Below are 19,143 nucleotides of genomic sequence, written 5' to 3'. Positions count from 1 at the left end.
CCATGATCGAGCTCTCCATTGCCAACGGCATTGCCGAAATTGTCCTCAATGCCCCCGAAAAGCTGAACTCGCTCAACGAGGATGCGCTCGCCGAACTGGATAAGGCGTACGACGACGCTGCTGCCGCCGCCTCGCGCGGTGAGGTGCGGGCCCTGCTGCTTCGCGGTGAGGGACGTGCCTTTTGTGCCGGCCGCGACATCGCAGGTGTTACCCCCGAAACCGACGACGCGCAGGCGTATCTCGGTGGGCTGGTGGAACCGTTGTTGAAGAAGATGGCCGCGTTCCCGGCACCCACTTTTGCTGCCGCACATGGAGCTTGCCTGGGTGTTGGTTTAGGTCTCTTGCTGGCCACTGACGTGGTGTACGTGGCGGAGAATGCCAAGTTCGGTTCGCCCTTTGCCAAGCTGGGCGCCACCTTGGATTCCGGCGGCCACTGGTACTTTACCGAGCGTCTGGGCATGCACCGGACACTGGACCTGATCTATACGGCCGACCTGATCACTGGTTCGGAAGCCGTGGAGCGCGGAATGTTCAGCCGGGCGATGCCGGATGACGCGTTGCTTGCCATGACCCGCGCAATCGTCGAGCGCGTAGCCACAGGTGCCACCGGTGCTTTCGTTGCCTCCAAGGAACTCGTGGCCCACATCCGCGATCAGCGCCTGGGACTCTGGGCGTCCATGGCCGAGGAAAACACCGAGCAGGCACGGCTGTGCAAGACCGACGACTACGCCGAAGGCTTCCGGGCGTTCCAGGAGAAGCGGGCGCCGGTTTTCAAGGGGTAGTTCCCTGGCGGTGAAGCTCGCTTAGACAAATTCCTTGAGGAGCTTGTACCCGGCCACTTTTCCTTCCAACGAGATCACGGCCATGCCGTCCTCCGCAGTGGTGAGGTCGGTGAGCGCACCGTATGTGAGTGCTGGGACGGCCACGCCACTCTTCATGCATGGAAAACCCGTAACCGAGCCAGCGCTGATGGCACCGCCAGGCTGGTCCTCGTAGGGTCCGCTTGGAGGTGGCGTGTAGGTGGTCTCCTTCAGGCAGACAAACACGTCCTCGAAGCTTGCCCCGCGGAACTTGCCGGTCCGGGTGTCCAAGAGATTCACGCTCCTCGGGACGCCCGCAATCACCAGATCGCCGCGACTTGCTGTAGGAATGAGTTCCCTCGTGTTCCAGCCGACATCCATGGGCTCGGTTTCCCATGCGGCGTCGCCGGTCAGGGGGTTGTAGCCGACCAGCTTCGACTTGGCACCTCTGTATTTGCCCGCGGGAAATTCTATATACCCCTCGGTGTACTCGCATCGAATGGGGAAGGCGTCGCCACCTTCCAGCTTCGTCGCTACTGTGCCAATGGTTTTGGAGCATTCCACCTGTGAGCCGTCCACTGTCCACAGAATCCGTGCGCTTGAAGCCCGGAAGCCTACGGTCTTGGCGGTTTCGCGCAAGTTTAGTGAGAAGGTTTGCTCCGTAAATTTGTCGGGTGAAAAATCCGTAGGGTTGATTCCAACGGAGCCGACATAGAGATCCAGCTCTTCAGAGTAGGTGAAGTGCCAGCCCATACTGGTGCTGGCCCCTTTGCCAAAGATCTTTTCGATTTCAACTTCCCACAGCACCTCGCCGTAAGAGACATGGGCCAGGGTTTCAACTCCACCAGCCACCACCGAGTACAGTTCTTTGCCCACCGGCCGGAAATTCCCCGTGAGTGGGTTGATTTCGGGACCGGCCAGATCTTCGCCGGAATCCAAGTCCACCCAGTGCTCCACTGTTTGGGAAGTTTCATCAAAGGCGATAAAGCACATGTCAACGTGGTCGTCGCAGGCAAAGGGACGGGTGCCCACCAGTTCCGGCCTGCCGCGATAGAGTTCCTTGCCGGTGTTCAGGTCAAAGGCCACCGGGGCAGTCCACCACGTGGCGCCGCCATTATTGGCCGGGGGAGTCGCCGCCTGCAGGAAAATGGCGGCACTCTTCCCTGTCGCGGTCCTGGTGACAACAGGTTCAAGGGGAACAGCGGGCGCCTCGAGCCCCGGGTGAACAGGCTGGGTCCACAGTTCCTTGCCGTTCGTAACTGAAATGGCATGGGCTGCAATTCCGGCAGGGGTCTTTGCGTAGACCAAGGCAACGCCATCAGCCACCACAGGTTGGCCGATGGCATCCAGCGGTACTTCCCATGCCGCCGTCGCGATTTCTGTGCTCCTCTCTACGGGAGAAGTCGTGGGGGGTGGAGTGGTTGCGACGGGTAACCCCGGAAGGGAAATGATGGTGCACGCGGACAGCAGCATGGCAACACCTACGGCCGCGACGCCGAATCGCACTGGCTTCAAGCGTTCAAAGTAGCGCGCGGATCGGGACTGAATCATGGTTCCCCCAGGAACGTTCATGGTTCAGCACCTGCAGGGCATAGTTCCAAACCAGAAAAGGCCAACAAGGTGTGGCTCAGATAGAGAATACAGCTCGCGGACCTGGATGAATGCAGCTCAGCGAAACAGCATCATTAGCAGCCTCCATAAGCGTCGCTGTCAGTGGACCACATCCAGGACAGCACGGACGATGCTGTCGGTGTCTATCCCGATCCTGCCCATGAGTTTGGGGAATGCCTTTCGGGTCTGGCACCCACTTGACGTCCGGTAAGTGAATGGCAGTCTTTCGTAGTTGTTCCTAGAACTTTGTCAAATGGCGGTCTATTGCGCAATAAGTGAATCCGACTAGTCTTGTGAACATGAATGAGCCCTCCATCGCCCCGGAGCGGGGCACGAGGCCGCGGAACCGGCGCGCCCTGATACTTGCAGCGGCAGGTGAACTCTTCGCGCAGAAGGGATACGCACAAGTCAGCATGACCGACGTGGCCAAAGCCATGGCGGTTCAACCATCCGCCCTTTATCGACATTTCCCGAGCAAGGGCGAGCTGCTTCGGGAGGCAGTTGTGGCCAGCTTCCAGCCCGTTTTGGATACCGTCACCCAAGCCCCTGACGGCGACCTCGAACAGTTGATCGCGGCTCTGGGCCGGGCAGTTTTGGAGCACCGGGACAACGGCGTGCTGTGGGAGCGTGAATCCCGGCACCTTCCGCCTGCCACCCGCTTCGATATTGCGAGCGCCAGCAAGTTCGCGATGAGCAGCAAACTGCAGTCCGGCAGCCATGCGTTGCCGGCGCCCGAGGCGGACCTGCGGGCTTGGGCAATGTTTGCTGTGATGATCAGTGTGTCGTGGAACCCCAACCGGCTTTCACGGGTGGATAAAGAGTTCCAGTTGGCCACGCTCGCCCGCACAGTACTCGTCATGCCATTGCCCCCGATTGAAGCGTCGGGGAACCACCGGCGCGCGTCGATTCCCATGCCGCGTAGCCGTCGTGAGGCATTGCTGGCTGCCTCAATTCGACAGTTCGCCGCGTTTGGGTTTGAAGCCGTGAGTCTTGACGACATCGGCGCCGAGGTTGGAGTCGCGGGTCCCAGCATTTACCGCCACTTCGACAGCAAGGCGGAAATGCTTGCCGCAGCCCTGCATCGCGCCGAAGAAGTGCGGTGGATGGACATGTGGCGCGCTCTATCTGAAGCCGCTGATGCATCCGAGGCGCTGCAGCGCATCCTTTCCTCGCACATTGCTTTCTCGGTGGCCAGCCCGCAATTCCTGCAACTGGCCGTGTCCGAACGTCCACATCTGCCCGAGGAGGACTTCCGGAACCTAATGGACGCGCAGGGCGACTACATCACCGATCTAGCCTCACTGGTGGAGGAAATTTACCCGGGTGCCGATCCTGAGGTGGTCAGAACCCGGGTGAAAGCGGCACTGCACGTGGTCACCAGCGTTGTCCGCACTCCCTTCCTGCGGGACATCCGAGGCATCCAGGAAATTCTCGAACACATGGTAAGGGGCCTCATGGCGCCCACAGCCGACCATGGTGGCTTGTGATGAAGAAGCGCCAAATCAGCTAGGCAAAGTTCCCGGGGACACCTCTAGTCAGAAGGGGAGTGAATCTCCCTCGACTCTAACTATCTCAAGACTAAGATATAATGGAGCACGCTGCAAGATGTCGGTGGAAAGTGCGCGAAAATTGCCGCACGCATTGGGAAGCTCAGTGTTAAGATACTTAGACCGGACGAAGGAGAGACTGCGCATGACCACCGAATCGCGGAACACTGACATGGACGCCGTGGACGCCATTATTGAGGACTGGCACCGCGAGCGCCCTGATCTTGATCCCAGGACCATCGGCGTCTTTGGCCGCCTGCAGAGCCTGGTGGCACGGCAGCGGGCTGTTCAGGATGTGAACTATGAGGAGTACGGGCTCACGTTGGCATCCTTTGATGTCTTGGCGAACTTGCGCCGATCAGGCCCGCCGCATCGGAAGACGGCCGGTGAACTGGCAAGTTCATCCATGCTGACCACAGGTGGCATCACCTTCCGGCTGGACCGCATGGAGGAACAAAACCTCATTGAGCGGGTTCGGTCGAAGGAGGATCGTCGTGTTGTCTATGCCCAGATGACGGACCACGGCAAAAAGCTCATTGACGAGGTCATTTCAAAGCATCTGGAAACGCAGCGCAATATGCTCGCCGGCCTGACCGCCAAGGAGATCGACCAATTGGCGCTGCTACTGAAAAAAGCTGAAGCCTCCATCGTCGCCTATGATCCGAAGGCTTCCTCCGCGGACGAACTCACCCTGAACGTCTAGACGATCACGGCGCCGGTTCGTCCATCCACTCCATCAAGCAAGGAATCGAATGAAGCCAGGAGCCCGCAGGATCGGAATAATCGGACATGGAGCCATTGGGGCCCGTGTTGCTGCTGACATTGCCGCTGGAAAAGTCAAAGGGGCCACCCTTGAAGGAATCATTTCCCGCAGCGCCATAGACAACGCGCCGGCTCCCCGGCTTGAGATTGACGAAGCGTTGGAGTGCTGTGACCTGCTGGTTGAATGCGCAGGGCAGGAGGTCTTGATAGACCATGGCGAGGCGGTGCTTTCTGCGGGCGTAGACCTGCTCGCTACCTCATTGGGGGCGCTGGCGGACCCACACCTCTCAGCGCGGTTGTCGGCTGCAGGGCCCGGCAGGCTTTTCTTGACCCCGGGCTCCATTGGTGGCCTGGACCTGTTGGCGTCGGGCGCCCGCGCAACGGGCTATGACGCCGTCAGGATAACCACAACCAAGCTCCCGGGTTCCCTGATTCAGCCGTGGATGGACGAGGTGGAGGCCGATCGCATTCGGAACACGTCCGGTCCCATCGAGATCTTTTCCGGTCCCGCAGCCCAGGCCACGCAATTGTTCCCCAAGTCGCTTAACGTGGCAGCCGCCGTCGCCCTTGCAGTAGATAACTGGGACGCTGTGGCTGTGTCGGTGAGGGCCGATCCGGCGGCCGAGCTGACGACGCACTTGATCGAGGCTTCCGGAGGCAGCGGGAATTACCGTTTTGAAATCTGCAACAAAGTATCGCCGCAAAACCCCCGCACCAGCGGCGTTGTCCCGTTCGCTGTGCTCCGGTCCCTGGAACTGATCATCGGCGCGCGCGGTGGAATGATCTAGGCCCTGAACCGCTCACCGAGGCTTGCGCTACGGTGGTCCCTTCCCGCATCGCTATCCTTGAATGATGAGCGAACTTGCGCATTCCACCATCGCCCTTGATGGCCATTTCGCCCGGGACTTCCCGGAGATGGCTATTCCGTGGCGGGCGGAAGAAGCGCCTGATCCGAAGCTTTTGGCACTCAACGAGCCCCTCGCCGTCGAGCTCGGTCTTGATCCTGGTTTCCTTCGCAGCCCGGAGGGCCTACGGCTGCTGATAGGTAATGCACTCCCGGAAGAGGCAACCCCGGTGGCCCAGGCGTATTCCGGTCATCAGTTCGGCTGGTACTCGCCCCGTTTGGGGGATGGCCGGGCCCTTTTGCTGGGGGAGATCGCTGGCACTGACGGGAAGCTCCGCGACGTCCACCTTAAGGGCTCGGGGCGGACGCCCTTTGCCCGCAACGGTGACGGCCAGGCGGTGGTGGGTCCCATGCTTCGCGAATACATCGTGAGCGAGGCGATGCATGCTTTGAACATTCCCACCACGAGGTCCCTGGCAGTCGTCGCGACGGGCCGTCCGGTTCAGCGTGAGACCCTCCTGCCGGGCGCCGTTCTGACGCGGGTAGCCAGCAGTCACCTGCGGGTGGGCAGTTTCCAATACGCCAGGGCAACCAACGATATGGATCTGCTGCGCCGCCTTGCCGACCACGCGATCGAACGCCACCACCCGTCGGCGGCGGGGGAAGCCAACCGCTATCTCGGGCTCCTCAAAGGCGTGATTGCGGTCCAAGCGAAACTGGTGGCCCAGTGGATGCTCGTCGGTTTCGTGCATGGTGTCATGAATACCGACAACATGACCGTGTCCGGCGAAACCATCGATTACGGTCCGTGCGCCTTCATGGAAGGCTTCGATCCGGGAGCGGTCTACAGCTCCATCGATGAAACCGGACGCTATGCCTATCGCAACCAGCCGCTGGTTGCCGAGTGGAACCTCGCCCGTTTCGCCGAATCACTCGCTCCTCTTATTCATGAGGATGACGAGCAGGCGGTCGCCCTTGCCGTCGAGGCACTTAATGGATTCCGCCAGCAGTACAGCGCTGCCTGGTTCAACGGCGTGAAGGCCAAGCTTGGGCTACCTCAGGGAATTGACGACGGCGTTGCCTCACCTTTGGTGGATGACCTGCTTGAGTTGGTTCAAGAGTCACGTGCGGATTACACCTCGTTTTTCCGCAGCCTTGGCAATGCCGCCCGCGGGGACGTTGAACCTTCCCGGGGCATGATCCTTGACCTGGCGGCGTTCGATGCCTGGCTGGAACGCTGGCGGGCTGTGTCTCCGGATGCCGATGCCATGGACCGCATCAACCCGGTCTACATCCCCCGCAACCACTTGGTGGAAGAAGCCCTTTCGGCCGCCACGGAAGGGGATACCGGGCCAGTTGAACGCTTGCTTGAGGCAGTTGAGGCCCCATTCAGCGAACGCCCCGGCCTGGACTATTACGCCGCGCCCGCTCCCGACAGCTTCGGGCCATACCGGACGTTCTGCGGCACTTAGTTCGGTACACGGACCGTTGTCCCGGCCTGGAATTCATCCCACATAAAGTGGATGTATCAGTGGCGGATTGTTTTTAGGGCTGTCGACCACGCAAGGACTTGCTCAATGAGGACATCCAGGTCTTCTTCCGCCGTTGCACTCGGGGTGAACGTCGTGAAAGCTTCAAAGTCCGTAGCAAAGGGCAGCGCCACTTGTGCCCGGACGTCGGCCATTTGGAGTTCGCCGGATATCAGACGAAGGTTTTCAACCGCGCGCACCCCACCGGCACTTCCGTAGGAGACAAAGCCGGCCGCCTTATTGTTCCATTCGGCGTAGATGAAATCGAGTGCGTTCTTCAATGCCCCGGGAACGGAGTGGTTGTATTCGGCCGTGACAAAGATATAGCCATCGAATTCCGCTACTGCGCGTGCCCACATCTTGGTGTGCTCGTGTTGATAATTCCCCATGGATGGAGGCATTGGCTCATCCAATAACGGCAGCTTGTAATCGGCCAAATCAAGCAGTTTGTACTCGGCGCCGCCTTTGGCCACCGCACGTTCAATCACCCAATCGGCCACCTGCTTGCTTCGCCGCCCGGGACGGGTGCTGCCCACAACAACCGCGATCTTAATCATTTCGATCACATCCTTCAAAAGGAACTTTGAATGGATTTATAAAGTTCTCAACATCGGGACAGGGCTCTTTCATCCCTCGGAACTGCCTCCTCGCTGCGGGCCTCGTCGGATCCTTGCCCCACAACATATCGAGGTCTAGCCTAAAAGCGGGAGCATGGTCCAGAGGTGGGCAGCAGCCTCCCTTTCTTGAGGAAACAGTCGATGTCGATCATCTCTGATCCCTACCTCCCGGGCGGTTTTCCATCGCCGGGACGAAGTCCATCGGACTATCCTCAGGCGCTCCACTTTCCGGAGATCACAACCATTCTGAACCGACGCGTACTCCAGCGCGCCTCGCAGGCCTACCGCTGTCCGCTGTTTGCGGGCAGCTCCAACAATAGGAGGAAAAATGGAAACCGTTGAAGAAACCATCGATGTCGCCGTCCCGGTACGCACGGCCTACAACCAGTGGACCCAGTTTGAGTCCTTTCCCCAATTCATGTCCGGTGTAGAGTCCGTGACTCAACTGACTGACACCACCAACCATTGGGTCACCAAAATCGCTGGCGTGGAGCGCGAATTCGATACCGAAATCGTCGACCAGGAGCCAGATGACCGAATCGCCTGGCGCAGTACCGACGGGAAGTCCCATGCCGGCGTCGTGCGGTTCACCCGGATGGATGATAACCACACCAAAGTCAACGTCCATTTCGAGTGGGCGCCGGAAACCTTTACCGAGAAGGCAGGTGCGGCCTTGAAGATCGACGAGATGCAGGTTAAAGCCGATCTGCGGAAATTTAAGGACTTTATCGAGTCCCGGGGAACAGAAACAGGTGCTTGGCGCGGAGAAGTGGAGGACAGCGGTCCGGGCGGACAGCTTTAGAAAACCCGCTTCGAACGTCTCGGAAAGCAGTATCTGATGCGAAGAGTCCCAGCGCTTGGAGTATTGGCAGTTGCGGCAGTGGCTTTGGCGGGGTGCAGCGGCGGCGGCGGGGGGAGTGCAGCAAGTCCTTCATCCGCCACTGCTTCGTCGGCCCCAACCTCCGCCACGACACCCGCCCAGGAGAAGGTCTACAGCGAGGATGAATTGCGAGAGCTCATCTCCGGTATGAGGGATGGAGATGGCAACGAGCTCAAGCTCTATTCCAAGGAGCAGGTAGACCAAGGTGGCAAGATCGCCGATCTGCTTTTGAATACGGCCAGTGTGGATCCCGAGGATTGCAAGGACATCGCCACGGCTGGGCTGGTAGACAAGGTTGAACAGGGAGATGTTGCCGTGGCCCTGTCTGACAGTGATCAACCCAGGTCCTTGTCCGCGCAATCCGGCAGCGAAGGTCCTGACGCGGAAAAGGTTCTCAAGGACATCAGCGGAAACATGGACAAGTGCGCAAAGTTCACTGTGAAAGCTGTTGGCCAGACTTATGAAGTCTCCAGTGAGGAATTGGACGCCAAGACGAACGCAAAGGAAACGTTCGGAACAATCAGCACCCGTTCCGACGAAAGCCAGAAGAAGCTGATGCAGGTCTCCGCGGCCGACGGGAGGTTGCTGGTGGTGGCCACTAAGAGTGGGCCAAGCCTGGGCGATCCTGACCAGAAGGAACTCGAAGACCTGATCAACAAGGTGCTTGCGAAAGCCGAGGGCGGTAGCGAAACTCCCGGTGGAATGATGAGTAGTTCTTCCGGAAGCATGACCAGCTCGCCCAGCAGCATGAGCAGCTCGCCGTCGTCCAAATCGTTGACACCGACACCAACCATGAGCACCTCGGAAGGCAGCATGACTTCCTCATCCTCGCCAAGCACATCTCCTTAGGCCGTTCAGGGTGGGCCCGGTTGACTCAGGGTCCATCCCGTTTGATCTAGTCCGCAAGCGCTTGCGTTAACCTGACGTTTGCCGCTACCGTCGTTTTCTATGTCGTCAACAGTAGATGCGGTTGCGGAACGCGCGAATGTCTCGGTATCAACGGTTTCGCGTGCCTTGCGGGATATGCCGGGTGTTTCGCAAGAGACGCGCAAGCGCGTGCAAAGTATCGCGAGGGAACTAGGTTATGTTCCCTCGCTTGCTGGTTCCCGTTTGGCGACTGGCCGGACGGGAGCCATCGCGATTGTCACCCCCAACCTCTCCAAATGGTTCTTTGGGCAGGTGCTGGCGTCGGCGGGGCGGGTGCTTCGCCAGGCAGGCTTTGACGTCCTGTTGTACGAACTTGCCGATACTGCCGCGCGGGAGCGTTTCTTCGCGGGGTCAAGCCTTACCGGGCGGGCTGACGGCGTGTTGATCTTTGCCTTGCAGCCGACTCCGGCGGAGCTGGCCACCCTTGAAGCCCAGAACTTGCCGCTCGCGTTTTTGGGCTCGGGAACTCCTGGCATGTCTGGTGTTCGGGTGGACGACCACGCCGCGGGGCGGGCAGCAGCCCGGCACCTCATCAATTTGGGGCACGAACGCATCGCCTTCATCGGAATTCGCGAGGCTGCAGACAGCACGTTGGGTGGCGTCCCGCCGGCAAACCGTTTGAAGGGATACCGCGAGGCCTTGACCGAGGCGGGGCTGGAGCCCGGCCAGGACCTTGAGGTCCACGAGGAAAATTCAACGGCCGGCGGATCGAGGGCGATGGCCCGCTTGTTGTGCGCGGAAGTAGCCCCTACTGCGGTCTTCGTAGCGTCCGACGAAATGGCTTTCGGCGTGCTGCACACTCTCAAGGCGGCAGGAATCGATGTTCCGGGCCAGATGTCGGTCATTGGCTTCGATAACCACGAACTCTCCGGGATTCTTGACCTGACCACCATGGACCATTCGGTCGCCCTGCAGGGGTCCGAAACCGCGCGTCGGTTGCTGGCTTTGATAGGGCACGACGCCGGTGCGGAGCCGGATTTGGTGCTGTCCGCCCAACTGATTGTTCGCGGCACTACAGCGCCGCCATTTCCCTTGCGAGGCGGGCGCACTGTCACACCACCTGACTAAGAGTCACACCCCACAGCCAACAGTCACACCTTTGAAAGGGACTTAACCCATGGAATATCGCAAGCTCGGCGCCTCCGGAATGTACGTCAGCGAACTGGCCTACGGCAACTGGGTCACCCATGGCGAACAGATCGACCAGGAGGCGGCAACATCCTGCGTACGTCAAGCACTGGATCTTGGGATCACCACGTTCGATACTGCCGATGCTTATGCGGGAACCCGTGCAGAATCGGCCTTGGGTGAAGCCCTCAAGGGGGTCCGGCGTGAAGGCCTGGAGATCTTCACCAAGGTCTACTTTCCCACCGGTGAGGGGAAGAATGATCGTGGGCTTTCGCGTAAACACATGATGGAGTCAATCGACGGCTCGTTGCGCAGGCTTGGTACGGATTACGTTGACCTTTACCAAGCCCACCGCTACGACTACGAAACGCCGCTTGAGGAGACGATGCAGGCATTCGCGGACATCGTCCGGGCCGGCAAAGCACTCTACATCGGAGTTTCCGAATGGACTCCGGACGAGATCCGGGCCGGCGCCGCACTCGCCAAAGACCTTGGTATCGGCCTCATTTCCAATCAACCCCAGTACTCAATGCTGTGGCGGGTCATCGAGGAAGAAGTCGTACCCACCAGCGAAGAGCTCGGCCTGGGACAGATCTGCTGGTCCCCCTTGGCACAGGGCGTCCTTACAGGCAAGTACATTCCAGGCAAGGGGGCGCCCACCGATTCGCGCTTCACCACGGAGGACGGGGCTCTGAAAGACGAGCACAAGTTCATGCGCCCGGAGGTGCTGGAGAAGGTCCAGGAATTGCAGCCCATTGCCAAGGAAGCAGGACTATCCATGGCCGCCCTCGCCGTGGCCTGGGTTTTGCAGAACAGCAACGTCTCGGCAGCGATCGTTGGGGCCTCCAAGCCCGAGCAATTGGTGGACAATGCCACGGCGTCCGGGGTTAAGCTCACCACGGAAATCCTCGCCAAAATTGATGAAGTGCTGGAGCCGGTGATCGAGAGGGACCCTGGAAAAGTCGAGTCATTCCTGACCCGGCCCTAGTCCATGAGGGGGCCGGGCCAGCTGCGTTGCTCTTTCATCACCGGGACATATCGATGCTGGTTCCCAATCCATGAAGGACCGCAGCGTCGTACAGCAGCCGGCCGATGGCCAGGTCAAGCATGCCGATTCCCACCGAATTGAAGAGCGTAATATCGTCCTCGCTTTGGCGTCCCATCACGTCGCCGGCGATGACCCCGCCGAGTTCACCCTCGACGTCGTCTATCGCTATGACTCCTTCGGCCACAGCCATCATGAGGTCGCCCGACTTCTCAATGGCAGTTGGCATGCTGTCCACGAACACTCGTGACCTTAGCATCCCTTCCGAGTCGATTTCCCGATGAGTGGGGCGGGGCCGGGCGCCGACAGCATTGACATGCAGTCCGGGACGGAACCACTCGCCACGAACCAAAGGCTCCACGGACGGCGTCAGGGTACAGAGCACGTCGACTTCCTCCACAACTTGCTGGACACTGGAGGCCCTCACCAATTCGATCCGGTGATGCGCGGTCCTGGCCTCGAACGCCGCGAGTGTAGACGCCCTTCGGGACCACACCACTACCTTCCGGATGGGAAGAACAGCCATCAACGCTTCAACGTGGGCGATGGCCAGGGCTCCTGCACCAACCAGACCCAGAGTTGAACTGTCAGGGCGGGCAAGGAACCTGCTGGCAACGGCGCTCGCGGCCGCGGTTCGAATTCGGGTGGGCACCCGTCCGTCCAGAAGGGCGAGTGTTTCACCTGTCCGCCGATCGGCCAACAGGATACTGGAGCGCTGGGTAGGCAGCCCTTCATGGTGGTTCGCGGGGATATCGGAAAGAAGCTTCACTGCGGCCAGCCCTTGGCTTTCTGCCAGCCCGGCCATGAGTAGGTAGCGCGCCTCCGACGACGGTAGGTGCAGAGATAGCGGACCGGGCTGAAGGGCAGTGCCGCGGGCGATGTCACCAAAACCGCGCTCGACGGCGGTAATGGTTTCGGTCATGCTGGCGAGGGACTCGAGTGTGGATGCTGTGAGAACAAGTGTCATGAGTGCCTCTGTGTCCGGGGGTGGAAGGAGCCAGGGGGTCTGGCATTTTGCGCACGGCGGGAGGGGAGCCTTCCTTCGAGCTGGGCAATGGCAGGGGCCCTGCTGTGCTCAATGTGGGCGACGGCCAAGGCCGAGGCCAGTTCTGCTTGCCCCATGCATATCGCTTGGCACAATGCCCGATGTTCCTGGCACAGCACCGCGGCGTCCTGTTCCACCACATTTCCGAAAAGCCAGCGCATGCGGTTGGCGACCGGCCTTATGACGGAGGTCAGCAGCTCGTTGCCCGTCAGCCGGAAGATTTCGTCGTGAATGGCGATATTTGTCCGTGCCCTCAGATCGGCATCCTGGCTCTCGATGAGCGATTCTGCATGTGCCATGACCGTGAGCAGCTGATCGGGAGCGGCACCATCGGCTACCTGCCTGGCGGCAATGCTTGCTGCTGAGACTTCAATGCTGAGCCTGATATCGAATACTTCATTGACGTCCTGAATGGTCATTTGTCGAACAACGGCACCGTGCCGTGGCCCTGTGGTGGTGTAGCCGTCGGCCTCGAGTTGCAGAAGGGCTTCCCGGACCGGCACACGGGAAACGTTGAGCTCAGAGGATAGCTCCCGCTCCCTGAGCCACGTCCCGGGCGTCAGGTCCCCGCTGATAATCCGGTCTCTGATGTGTAAATAAGCCAAGGCTGTGCGTGATGCTGAAACTGGAACATCGTCCAGGGCTTCACGGTCTGTCATAGGGTCGTGTTCCTGTTCTGGTGTCGTGGGGTCCGGCGATCGCCGGACCCCACGCTTTCACTTGACGTGGCGAAGGAAATTGGCTGTTCGATCGTTGGATGGATGGTCGAGTACCTGTGCTGCCGGTCCTGATTCGACAATCCGGCCTTCATCCATGAACACGACTCTGTCCGCGACTTCCCGGGCGAATCCGATTTCGTGGGTCACGATGATCATCGTCATCCCTTCCTCAGCCACCCGCTTCATGACCGCCAGTACGTCGCCCACCAATTCCGGGTCCAGGGCGCTGGTTGGTTCGTCGAACAACATCAGTTGGGGTTTCATGGCCAGCGCGCGGGCGATTGCTACGCGTTGCTGCTGCCCGCCGGAAAGTTGCGCTGGATAGGAGTCTCGTTTCAAGGACAAGCCAACCTTGTCCAGCGCATCCAGCCCTTGTTTGATTGCCTCTGCTTTGGGGAGGCCGAGGACTTTCCGGGGGCCATACGTGACGTTTTGCAGGGCCGTCATGTGATTGAAAAGATTGAAATGCTGAAAGACCATCCCAATCCTCCGACGCATCAGTGCAGCTTCTTGTTCGGTGTGTTCGTACAGCTGTCCCTTGTGGGTCTTGAATCCCACGCGGTCGCCATCCACGTTGATGGTGCCGGACTCGATTGCCTCAAGTCCATTGATGCACCTGAGCAGCGTGCTCTTGCCAGAGCCTGATGGACCGAGGACGCAGACAATTTCGCCTGGCTCCACCGTCATGTCCACTCCGCGAAGAATGTGGTTACGTCCCAGCCATTTGTTGACATCCCGGGCTTCCATCAAGGGTTCCTGCATTTGAACGGCACTCATGGCTGTCCTGCCTTCCGGATAAGTGCGGATTGCTGTTCCGGCACGGCAGCACGGCCTAGGAAGAGTTGCCGAAATGAGAGGCGGGAGGATGCTCCCTCCGGATTGAACTTCCGCTCCAGGAAGTATTGGCCCACGCTGGCGACGCTTACCAGGATCAGGTACCAAACTGTGGCGACGATGAGCAGGGGAACGATCTTGAAGTTTTGTCCATAGATCAACTGGGTTTGGGTGAGCAGGTCGCTGCCACCGATCGCTGAGACCAACGAGCTTGCCTTGAGCAGTCCGATGAATTGATTTCCCGTGGGCGGAATGATGACCCTGATGGTTTGGGGCAGGACGATCCGGCGAAGGGCTTGTCCCCGGGTAAGGCCGATGCTCAGTCCCGCCTCAGTTTGGCCTTTATTGACGGAGATGATGCCGCCTCGAATAATCTCCGCCATATATCCGGATTCGGCCAGAGACAGGGCACAGAGGCCCGCGGTGAATCCTGAGATCAATTCATTCGTGTCCCTCCCCAGGATGGTGGGGTAAAGCACGGCGAGATTGAACCAGATGAGGATCTGCACCAGCAGGGGTACGCCCCTGAAGAACCAGACGTACAGTTTGCCTACTGCTGATGCCACGCGGTTTCTGCTTTGGCACATGAGGGCGACGCCGAAGGCCAGAACCACCGAGATCAGCATGCTGAAAACCGCGAGTTCCAGCGTGACTGCTATGCCTTTCAGTATGGCTGGATGAAACATGAACTGGCCCACGCCGGCCCAGTCGAGCCTTTCATTGCCGGCCTGCGTCCAACAGAATGCGCCGATGGTTGCCAGGATCAGGGCTGCGGAGGCCCATTGTCCGTATGGTTTTCGCCTTCTTGCCTTTTCTCCGGATACTCCCTGGGACTGGTCCGAACTACGTCGGGGAGTTGTCAGTGGGGAATCGGTCGCCAAATGCACTTTTGTCAGCGCTTCATTATTTGTGGTCATTTGGCGAGGTTGATTCCGGGCTTTGGCAGATCGATGACAGCAACATCCCATTTCTTCAGGATCTCGTCATACGTGCCGTCGGCGTGGATGGCCTCGGTTGCCTTGAGGAAGGCGTCGCGCAATTGAGGGGTTTGCTTGTTAAAGATCATGCCGAGGAAGACTTTTTCCTCGAAGTTCACCGGAACGGACTCCAGCTTTCCACCGGTCTCCCTCTGCACTACGGATACGGCCATATCGGGCCAGAACATAGCGTCCACACGGCCTGAGGTTAGCGCCAGGTTCTTATCGCTTCCGGTGGGGAAGGTTACTAGTTCCGGGGCAGGCTTGCCTTCGGCGGTGCAGGCCTCGGCCATCAGTTTGACCAGACGTTCGTCGTCGTTGCCCTTGACTCCGCCGATCTTGATTCCGCACCCGCCGTTGACCTCGCTGGTGATCTTCTTTGGGTTGCCTTTGGCCACCATGAAGACGGTTCCTGCCACTTGGTAGTCTACGAAATCAACTTTTTCCTGGCGCCCGGGCCGGTCCGTCATGCCAGCAATGGAGGCGTCAAACTTGCCGTTCTGCACGCCCACCAGAAGCTGGTCGAAAGGGACCTTCTGGTAGGTGACTTTAAGGCCCAGCTTGGCTGCCATCGCGTCCATCAGGTCAATGTTGAATCCCTTGACGCCGTCTTCGCCGATCGGAGTGTAGTTGGCGGGTTCAAAGTCGGGCTGTGTTCCGACAGTGATGGAACCCTTTGCTTTGATGTCTGCGGGGAGCAGATCACTTAAGGAGGCATTACCGCTTGCTGCCGGTTCCACCTTCGTAGCCGGCTGTGCGGCGCCACCACAGGCGGCGGTGCTTGCGACTATGCCGACGAGAACTGTCGTTACAGCGACCTTCTTCCAGTATTCAGATACCTGGGGAGCAAAGTTCTTCATTGATCTATCTCCTAATAATTTGAAGGGAACTACTTGGTCTTGAAGGGAACTACATGGTCAAAAGTGGGCAGCACGGAATATCCCGGGGTGTGAACCGCGGGATGTGCGGGGGAGGGGTTAGCGGAGGGAAGCGGCGGGTATGAGGTCGCTGCGGGGCTCGTCCACAAAGACTCCGTCGGCTGCCATCTGGTCCCAGATTCTCTGGACGACCTTGCCGGCTTTGTGGACCAAGGCGGCCTCGTCAACGATAGTCAGGGCGCCGTCGCGGACCTGCCACTGTCCGTCTGTCATGACATTCCTGACAGAGAGGCCATTGGCGTACATGAGGTGGTTCAGGGGTTCGCGCGGCACGGTTCCGACGCCGACGAACATGCCACTGACGTCGATGCTCGTGAGGTCTGCTTTCGCTCCCACGGTGATGCGCCCCAGATCTTCACGGCCAAGTCCCCTCGCTCCGCCCAGCGTGGCTGCCTCGACGGCGGTCCAGATCGATGGGCGGACCATGGGCACCGGGGTGGAATCACCCAGGAAATCGGCGCGGATGCGACCGTAGATGACCGCCATTTTCAGGTTCTCGATGTAGTCGTTGGAGTGGGTGTCCAAACCGATGCCGGAATTGACGCCCGCCCCCAGCACTTCCGGCCACGGCCACTGCGCCGGTGTTACTCCCGCTCCCGTACCGGAAGGGCAGTTGGCAAACGTGAAGCTGGAGTTCGCCAGAAGGGGGAGGTCACGCTCAAAGTCGATACCCAGCAGATGGGCCCCGAAGACGCGAACGGAACCATCGAAGATGCCCATGCTGTGCAGCCACGGTATTTCATCCTGGCCCCACAGCCTGTTCATGGCTACCTTGTCTGGCTGAGGCGCGCGGCCATATCCAGCCTGAAGGTGAATGTGCAGGCCGTGCAGCTCTTGTGCTGCCGACTTCATTGCCGCAAAGGTTTCCGGTGTGTGCACAGCGTTGGTTGCCGGCGCCATCATGGGAAGGATGCGACCATCGTCAACGCCGTTGATGCTGCGGGCGTAGTCCAGGTTTTCCTGGATTTCGGCCAGGGTTTCCGGCACCGAATCGAACAACGCTTGATCGTCCGTACCCCGCTTCCATATGGGCAGGATCCGCTTCATTCCCGGGACAGCGCCTGAAGGGTAGCCCCGGATGCCAAACTCGCGGGCAACCCGGACATATGACTGCATTGAGCGCAGGCCCTTGGACATTTCCACTTGGGTGGTGCAGCCGCCGCGAAGAATTTCAGCGAGGTTCAACGCGGTCATAGTGTCCAGATCTTCGTCCGGAAGGTCTTCAAGGAGCACCATCGCTTTAAGGAATTGCCGCCCCTGCCGCAGCGGCGCCCCTTTGCTCATGGGAGTCAGGTTGCCTTCAACGTAGCCACGGGTGGCTGCGCCTCCGGCTACATGGCTGTGCATGGAGATCAGTCCGGGAAGGAGCAATTGTCCCGGCATATCCACGCGCTCGTCGGTGCTGCCCGTGCGGGGCCTGACTGCCTCAATTCGACCGTTCTTGACCACAACTTCGTGATCGGCCAGGAGAACCATCTCGTCATTGATATGCGCCAGGAGCCAACTCGGGGCCAGAACCAGTGGACGGCTTTGGTCACGGAAGCCGTCAGCTCCGAATCCCCGCATCTTCGCCAGCGCCGACTCGCGCTGCACTTTGTCCTCCATCAGCCCTGTTTGAGCCACCTGGTTCCTGACTGTGCGGGTCTCTCCCTCGAGCACCACATCGCTTCCGCAGTTGGCACAGCCAGCTCCGGCCTGGTTCGAAACGACTTCTACTTCTGCCATTCGTATTCCCTCATCGTCGAGGCATCCAGTCAAGTGGATGCGGAATAGCGCTGACGGTATACCAAACTTGAAAGAAGCGTCAATAGCCTTGCTGATCTTCGCGGAAGATTGCTAGAACCTTCCAAGCCGAATGCATTTTTGGCATACCAACGAGTCTCTTGCGCTCATGTGGGGCCTGGGCTATCGTGGCTGGATAATGAAATTATGACGATCGTCACAATATTGATGAAAGGGGTTGGAGCGGACTGGCGGACAGGCTCGAGCTGCACCTAACGGATACTGGATCTGCCCCTAACGAGGAACAGCGATCGTCACAGTCGAGATGGCCGACGGATAGCTTTACCTCGCCGCTTTTCCCGGAAGCCGATGACCCCTTGGCTCCCTTCGGGAGAGCACTTGATCGCATTGGACAGCAACTGGTCAAAGGCTTTTCAGAACTGGCAGGGGTCCACATCAGCCGTCCCGCCGCGATGGATTTGCAGAGCTATGGTGACAGCCTCTGCGGCGGGCCGCGGCCAGGCACTCCAAGATCAAGTACCCGGCAAGCAAGCAAGTAGTCGGGCCGGCCGGAAACGAGTACCCACTACTCGTGACGGGGCCCTTCTGCAGCCGATTCAATTGAGCACAGAGGATCTGAAATGACGTTTGTTGGAGGGGTTTACGTTGAGTACAGGAATGGAATCGGCAGCAATGTTCGCGGGGTCGCTGCCCGGGCTTCTCCTTATGTCCGTGGGGCAAATAATGGTAGTCGTGTGCCTCTGCTTCGATATGGTGAGGGCGCTGTCCATACCCAGTTCACGCCCCAGGTACGTGGCGAATACGATTTTCAGGACCTTGGCGGTTCCTTCCATCATGGTCATGGGGATCAGCGCGCTCGCTGAAGCGGTCACCTGGTCATGGCTTCAGGTGGCCATGTGCATGGCCGTGCTGGTGATGATCATCTTCCGCTGGCATTCCGATAAGGACGAAGACAACTGGTGGAAGGGCAAGGGCAAGAAGTTGGCCCGGTGGGCGCGTAAGCAGCTCTCGCCACCACCCGTGGTTGCCCCTGCAATGGGCTGACAAAACTCAACGATAAGGCCGTGCCGATGGTGGTGCGGCCTTATTTTTGTGTGGGCAAAGCGAGGGAATTCCTAGGTTTAGCGCAGGAAATGCGCAGGTTCCAGAGGCTTTCCACAGGAAGTCCCAAGGACTCCGATATGGGCCTCCCTCCGT

Annotated in this window: 18 protein-coding genes; 10 read left to right on the top strand and 8 right to left on the bottom strand. The window is 59.5% G+C overall.

The genetic code is table 11. The annotated features are described in order from the left end of the window. The first annotated feature begins 2 nt into the window (after positions 1–2). On the top strand, positions 3–782 hold the full coding sequence (locus tag AC6I99_RS17195) for an enoyl-CoA hydratase/isomerase family protein (RefSeq protein WP_497961403.1): 780 nt from the start codon (positions 3–5) through the stop codon (positions 780–782). Between the two features lie 21 nt (positions 783–803). On the opposite strand, the gene AC6I99_RS17190 is transcribed toward AC6I99_RS17195, so the two are convergent. Next, positions 804–2,372 carry a PQQ-binding-like beta-propeller repeat protein gene (locus tag AC6I99_RS17190; RefSeq protein WP_497961402.1) on the bottom strand — a complete coding sequence of 523 codons (1,569 nt, stop codon included), beginning with the start codon at positions 2,370–2,372 and terminating at the stop codon, positions 804–806. A gap of 338 nt (positions 2,373–2,710) precedes the next feature. Between AC6I99_RS17190 and AC6I99_RS17185 the strand changes: the two genes are divergently transcribed. The 4 genes from AC6I99_RS17185 to AC6I99_RS17170 all read left to right on the top strand — a co-directional run bounded on the left by AC6I99_RS17185 (position 2,711) and on the right by AC6I99_RS17170 (position 7,036). Continuing rightward, positions 2,711–3,898, top strand: a complete 1,188-nt coding sequence (locus AC6I99_RS17185; protein WP_497961401.1) for a TetR/AcrR family transcriptional regulator — start codon at positions 2,711–2,713, stop codon at positions 3,896–3,898. 205 nt (positions 3,899–4,103) lie between these two features. Then, positions 4,104–4,661, top strand: a complete 558-nt coding sequence (locus AC6I99_RS17180) for a MarR family winged helix-turn-helix transcriptional regulator (protein ID WP_224088645.1) — start codon at positions 4,104–4,106, stop codon at positions 4,659–4,661. Positions 4,662–4,710: 49 nt separating this feature from the next. Further along, positions 4,711–5,508, top strand: coding sequence for an aspartate dehydrogenase domain-containing protein (locus tag AC6I99_RS17175; protein WP_497961399.1), 798 nt, complete (start codon positions 4,711–4,713; stop codon positions 5,506–5,508). A 64-nt stretch (positions 5,509–5,572) separates the two neighbouring features. Beyond that, positions 5,573–7,036, top strand: a complete 1,464-nt coding sequence (locus AC6I99_RS17170) for a protein adenylyltransferase SelO (RefSeq protein ID WP_497961398.1) — start codon at positions 5,573–5,575, stop codon at positions 7,034–7,036. Between the two features lie 56 nt (positions 7,037–7,092). On the opposite strand, the gene AC6I99_RS17165 is transcribed toward AC6I99_RS17170, so the two are convergent. After that, positions 7,093–7,659 (bottom strand): NADPH-dependent FMN reductase, encoded by a 567-nt coding sequence (locus tag AC6I99_RS17165; RefSeq protein WP_497961992.1) that lies wholly within the window; start codon positions 7,657–7,659, stop codon positions 7,093–7,095. Between the two features lie 379 nt (positions 7,660–8,038). Between AC6I99_RS17165 and AC6I99_RS17160 the strand changes: the two genes are divergently transcribed. The 4 genes from AC6I99_RS17160 (at position 8,039) to AC6I99_RS17145 (ending at position 11,633) form a co-directional block, all read left to right on the top strand. After that, positions 8,039–8,512, top strand: coding sequence for an SRPBCC family protein (locus AC6I99_RS17160; protein ID WP_224088637.1), 474 nt, complete (start codon positions 8,039–8,041; stop codon positions 8,510–8,512). 36 nt (positions 8,513–8,548) lie between these two features. Next, positions 8,549–9,439 carry a hypothetical protein gene (locus AC6I99_RS17155; RefSeq protein WP_497961395.1) on the top strand — a complete coding sequence of 297 codons (891 nt, stop codon included), beginning with the start codon at positions 8,549–8,551 and terminating at the stop codon, positions 9,437–9,439. Between the two features lie 99 nt (positions 9,440–9,538). Further along, the gene (locus AC6I99_RS17150; RefSeq protein ID WP_497961394.1) at positions 9,539–10,585 is read left to right on the top strand and encodes a LacI family DNA-binding transcriptional regulator; all 1,047 of its coding nucleotides are present in this window, start codon (positions 9,539–9,541) and stop codon (positions 10,583–10,585) included. A gap of 49 nt (positions 10,586–10,634) precedes the next feature. After that, positions 10,635–11,633 carry an aldo/keto reductase family protein gene (locus AC6I99_RS17145; RefSeq protein WP_497961393.1) on the top strand — a complete coding sequence of 333 codons (999 nt, stop codon included), beginning with the start codon at positions 10,635–10,637 and terminating at the stop codon, positions 11,631–11,633. A gap of 37 nt (positions 11,634–11,670) precedes the next feature. On the opposite strand, the gene AC6I99_RS17140 is transcribed toward AC6I99_RS17145, so the two are convergent. The 6 genes from AC6I99_RS17140 to AC6I99_RS17115 form a co-directional block, all read right to left on the bottom strand. Beyond that, a complete protein-coding gene (locus tag AC6I99_RS17140) occupies positions 11,671–12,657 on the bottom strand; it encodes an ornithine cyclodeaminase family protein (RefSeq protein WP_497961392.1) in 987 nt (328 codons plus the stop codon). After that, entirely contained in the window at positions 12,654–13,394 is a 741-nt protein-coding gene (locus tag AC6I99_RS17135) for a GntR family transcriptional regulator (RefSeq protein ID WP_497961390.1), read from the bottom strand. Before AC6I99_RS17135 ends, AC6I99_RS17140 begins: the two co-directional genes overlap by 4 nt. A gap of 57 nt (positions 13,395–13,451) precedes the next feature. Next, on the bottom strand, positions 13,452–14,231 hold the full coding sequence (locus tag AC6I99_RS17130) for an amino acid ABC transporter ATP-binding protein (protein WP_275964648.1): 780 nt from the start codon (positions 14,229–14,231) through the stop codon (positions 13,452–13,454). After that, on the bottom strand, positions 14,228–15,205 hold the full coding sequence (locus AC6I99_RS17125; RefSeq protein ID WP_224088629.1) for an amino acid ABC transporter permease: 978 nt from the start codon (positions 15,203–15,205) through the stop codon (positions 14,228–14,230). The genes AC6I99_RS17130 and AC6I99_RS17125 overlap by 4 nt, the downstream gene beginning before the upstream one ends. Continuing rightward, entirely contained in the window at positions 15,202–16,125 is a 924-nt protein-coding gene (locus AC6I99_RS17120) for an ABC transporter substrate-binding protein (protein ID WP_224088627.1), read from the bottom strand. Before AC6I99_RS17120 ends, AC6I99_RS17125 begins: the two co-directional genes overlap by 4 nt. A gap of 117 nt (positions 16,126–16,242) precedes the next feature. Next, on the bottom strand, positions 16,243–17,928 hold the full coding sequence (locus AC6I99_RS17115; protein WP_497961387.1) for an amidohydrolase family protein: 1,686 nt from the start codon (positions 17,926–17,928) through the stop codon (positions 16,243–16,245). Between the two features lie 675 nt (positions 17,929–18,603). Between AC6I99_RS17115 and AC6I99_RS17110 the strand changes: the two genes are divergently transcribed. Continuing rightward, positions 18,604–18,990: a hypothetical protein gene (locus tag AC6I99_RS17110; protein WP_497961385.1), complete on the top strand. Its 387-nt coding sequence runs from the start codon at positions 18,604–18,606 to the stop codon at positions 18,988–18,990. Positions 18,991–19,143: the final 153 nt, after the last annotated feature.

Source organism: Arthrobacter sp. TmtSoilC77 (genome assembly GCF_059739415.1).
The sequence above is the reverse complement of the archived record's forward strand: the minus strand, read 5'-3'. Positions and strand labels throughout refer to the sequence as shown.

What these genes read in the sequence shown, in the direction of transcription:
- AC6I99_RS17195 (WP_497961403.1), top strand. Translation starts at nt 3, where the DNA reads ATGATCGAGCTCTCCATTGCCAACGGCATTGCCGAAATTGTCCTCAAT.
- AC6I99_RS17190 (WP_497961402.1), bottom strand. Translation starts at nt 2,372, where the DNA reads ATGAACGTTCCTGGGGGAACCATGATTCAGTCCCGATCCGCGCGCTAC.
- AC6I99_RS17185 (WP_497961401.1), top strand. Translation starts at nt 2,711, where the DNA reads ATGAATGAGCCCTCCATCGCCCCGGAGCGGGGCACGAGGCCGCGGAAC.
- AC6I99_RS17180 (WP_224088645.1), top strand. Translation starts at nt 4,104, where the DNA reads ATGACCACCGAATCGCGGAACACTGACATGGACGCCGTGGACGCCATT.
- AC6I99_RS17175 (WP_497961399.1), top strand. Translation starts at nt 4,711, where the DNA reads ATGAAGCCAGGAGCCCGCAGGATCGGAATAATCGGACATGGAGCCATT.
- AC6I99_RS17170 (WP_497961398.1), top strand. Translation starts at nt 5,573, where the DNA reads ATGAGCGAACTTGCGCATTCCACCATCGCCCTTGATGGCCATTTCGCC.
- AC6I99_RS17160 (WP_224088637.1), top strand. Translation starts at nt 8,039, where the DNA reads ATGGAAACCGTTGAAGAAACCATCGATGTCGCCGTCCCGGTACGCACG.
- AC6I99_RS17155 (WP_497961395.1), top strand. Translation starts at nt 8,549, where the DNA reads ATGCGAAGAGTCCCAGCGCTTGGAGTATTGGCAGTTGCGGCAGTGGCT.
- AC6I99_RS17150 (WP_497961394.1), top strand. Translation starts at nt 9,539, where the DNA reads ATGTCGTCAACAGTAGATGCGGTTGCGGAACGCGCGAATGTCTCGGTA.
- AC6I99_RS17145 (WP_497961393.1), top strand. Translation starts at nt 10,635, where the DNA reads ATGGAATATCGCAAGCTCGGCGCCTCCGGAATGTACGTCAGCGAACTG.
- AC6I99_RS17140 (WP_497961392.1), bottom strand. Translation starts at nt 12,657, where the DNA reads ATGACACTTGTTCTCACAGCATCCACACTCGAGTCCCTCGCCAGCATG.
- AC6I99_RS17135 (WP_497961390.1), bottom strand. Translation starts at nt 13,394, where the DNA reads ATGACAGACCGTGAAGCCCTGGACGATGTTCCAGTTTCAGCATCACGC.
- AC6I99_RS17130 (WP_275964648.1), bottom strand. Translation starts at nt 14,231, where the DNA reads ATGAGTGCCGTTCAAATGCAGGAACCCTTGATGGAAGCCCGGGATGTC.
- AC6I99_RS17125 (WP_224088629.1), bottom strand. Translation starts at nt 15,205, where the DNA reads ATGACCACAAATAATGAAGCGCTGACAAAAGTGCATTTGGCGACCGAT.
- AC6I99_RS17120 (WP_224088627.1), bottom strand. Translation starts at nt 16,125, where the DNA reads ATGAAGAACTTTGCTCCCCAGGTATCTGAATACTGGAAGAAGGTCGCT.
- AC6I99_RS17115 (WP_497961387.1), bottom strand. Translation starts at nt 17,928, where the DNA reads ATGGCAGAAGTAGAAGTCGTTTCGAACCAGGCCGGAGCTGGCTGTGCC.
- AC6I99_RS17110 (WP_497961385.1), top strand. Translation starts at nt 18,604, where the DNA reads ATGGAATCGGCAGCAATGTTCGCGGGGTCGCTGCCCGGGCTTCTCCTT.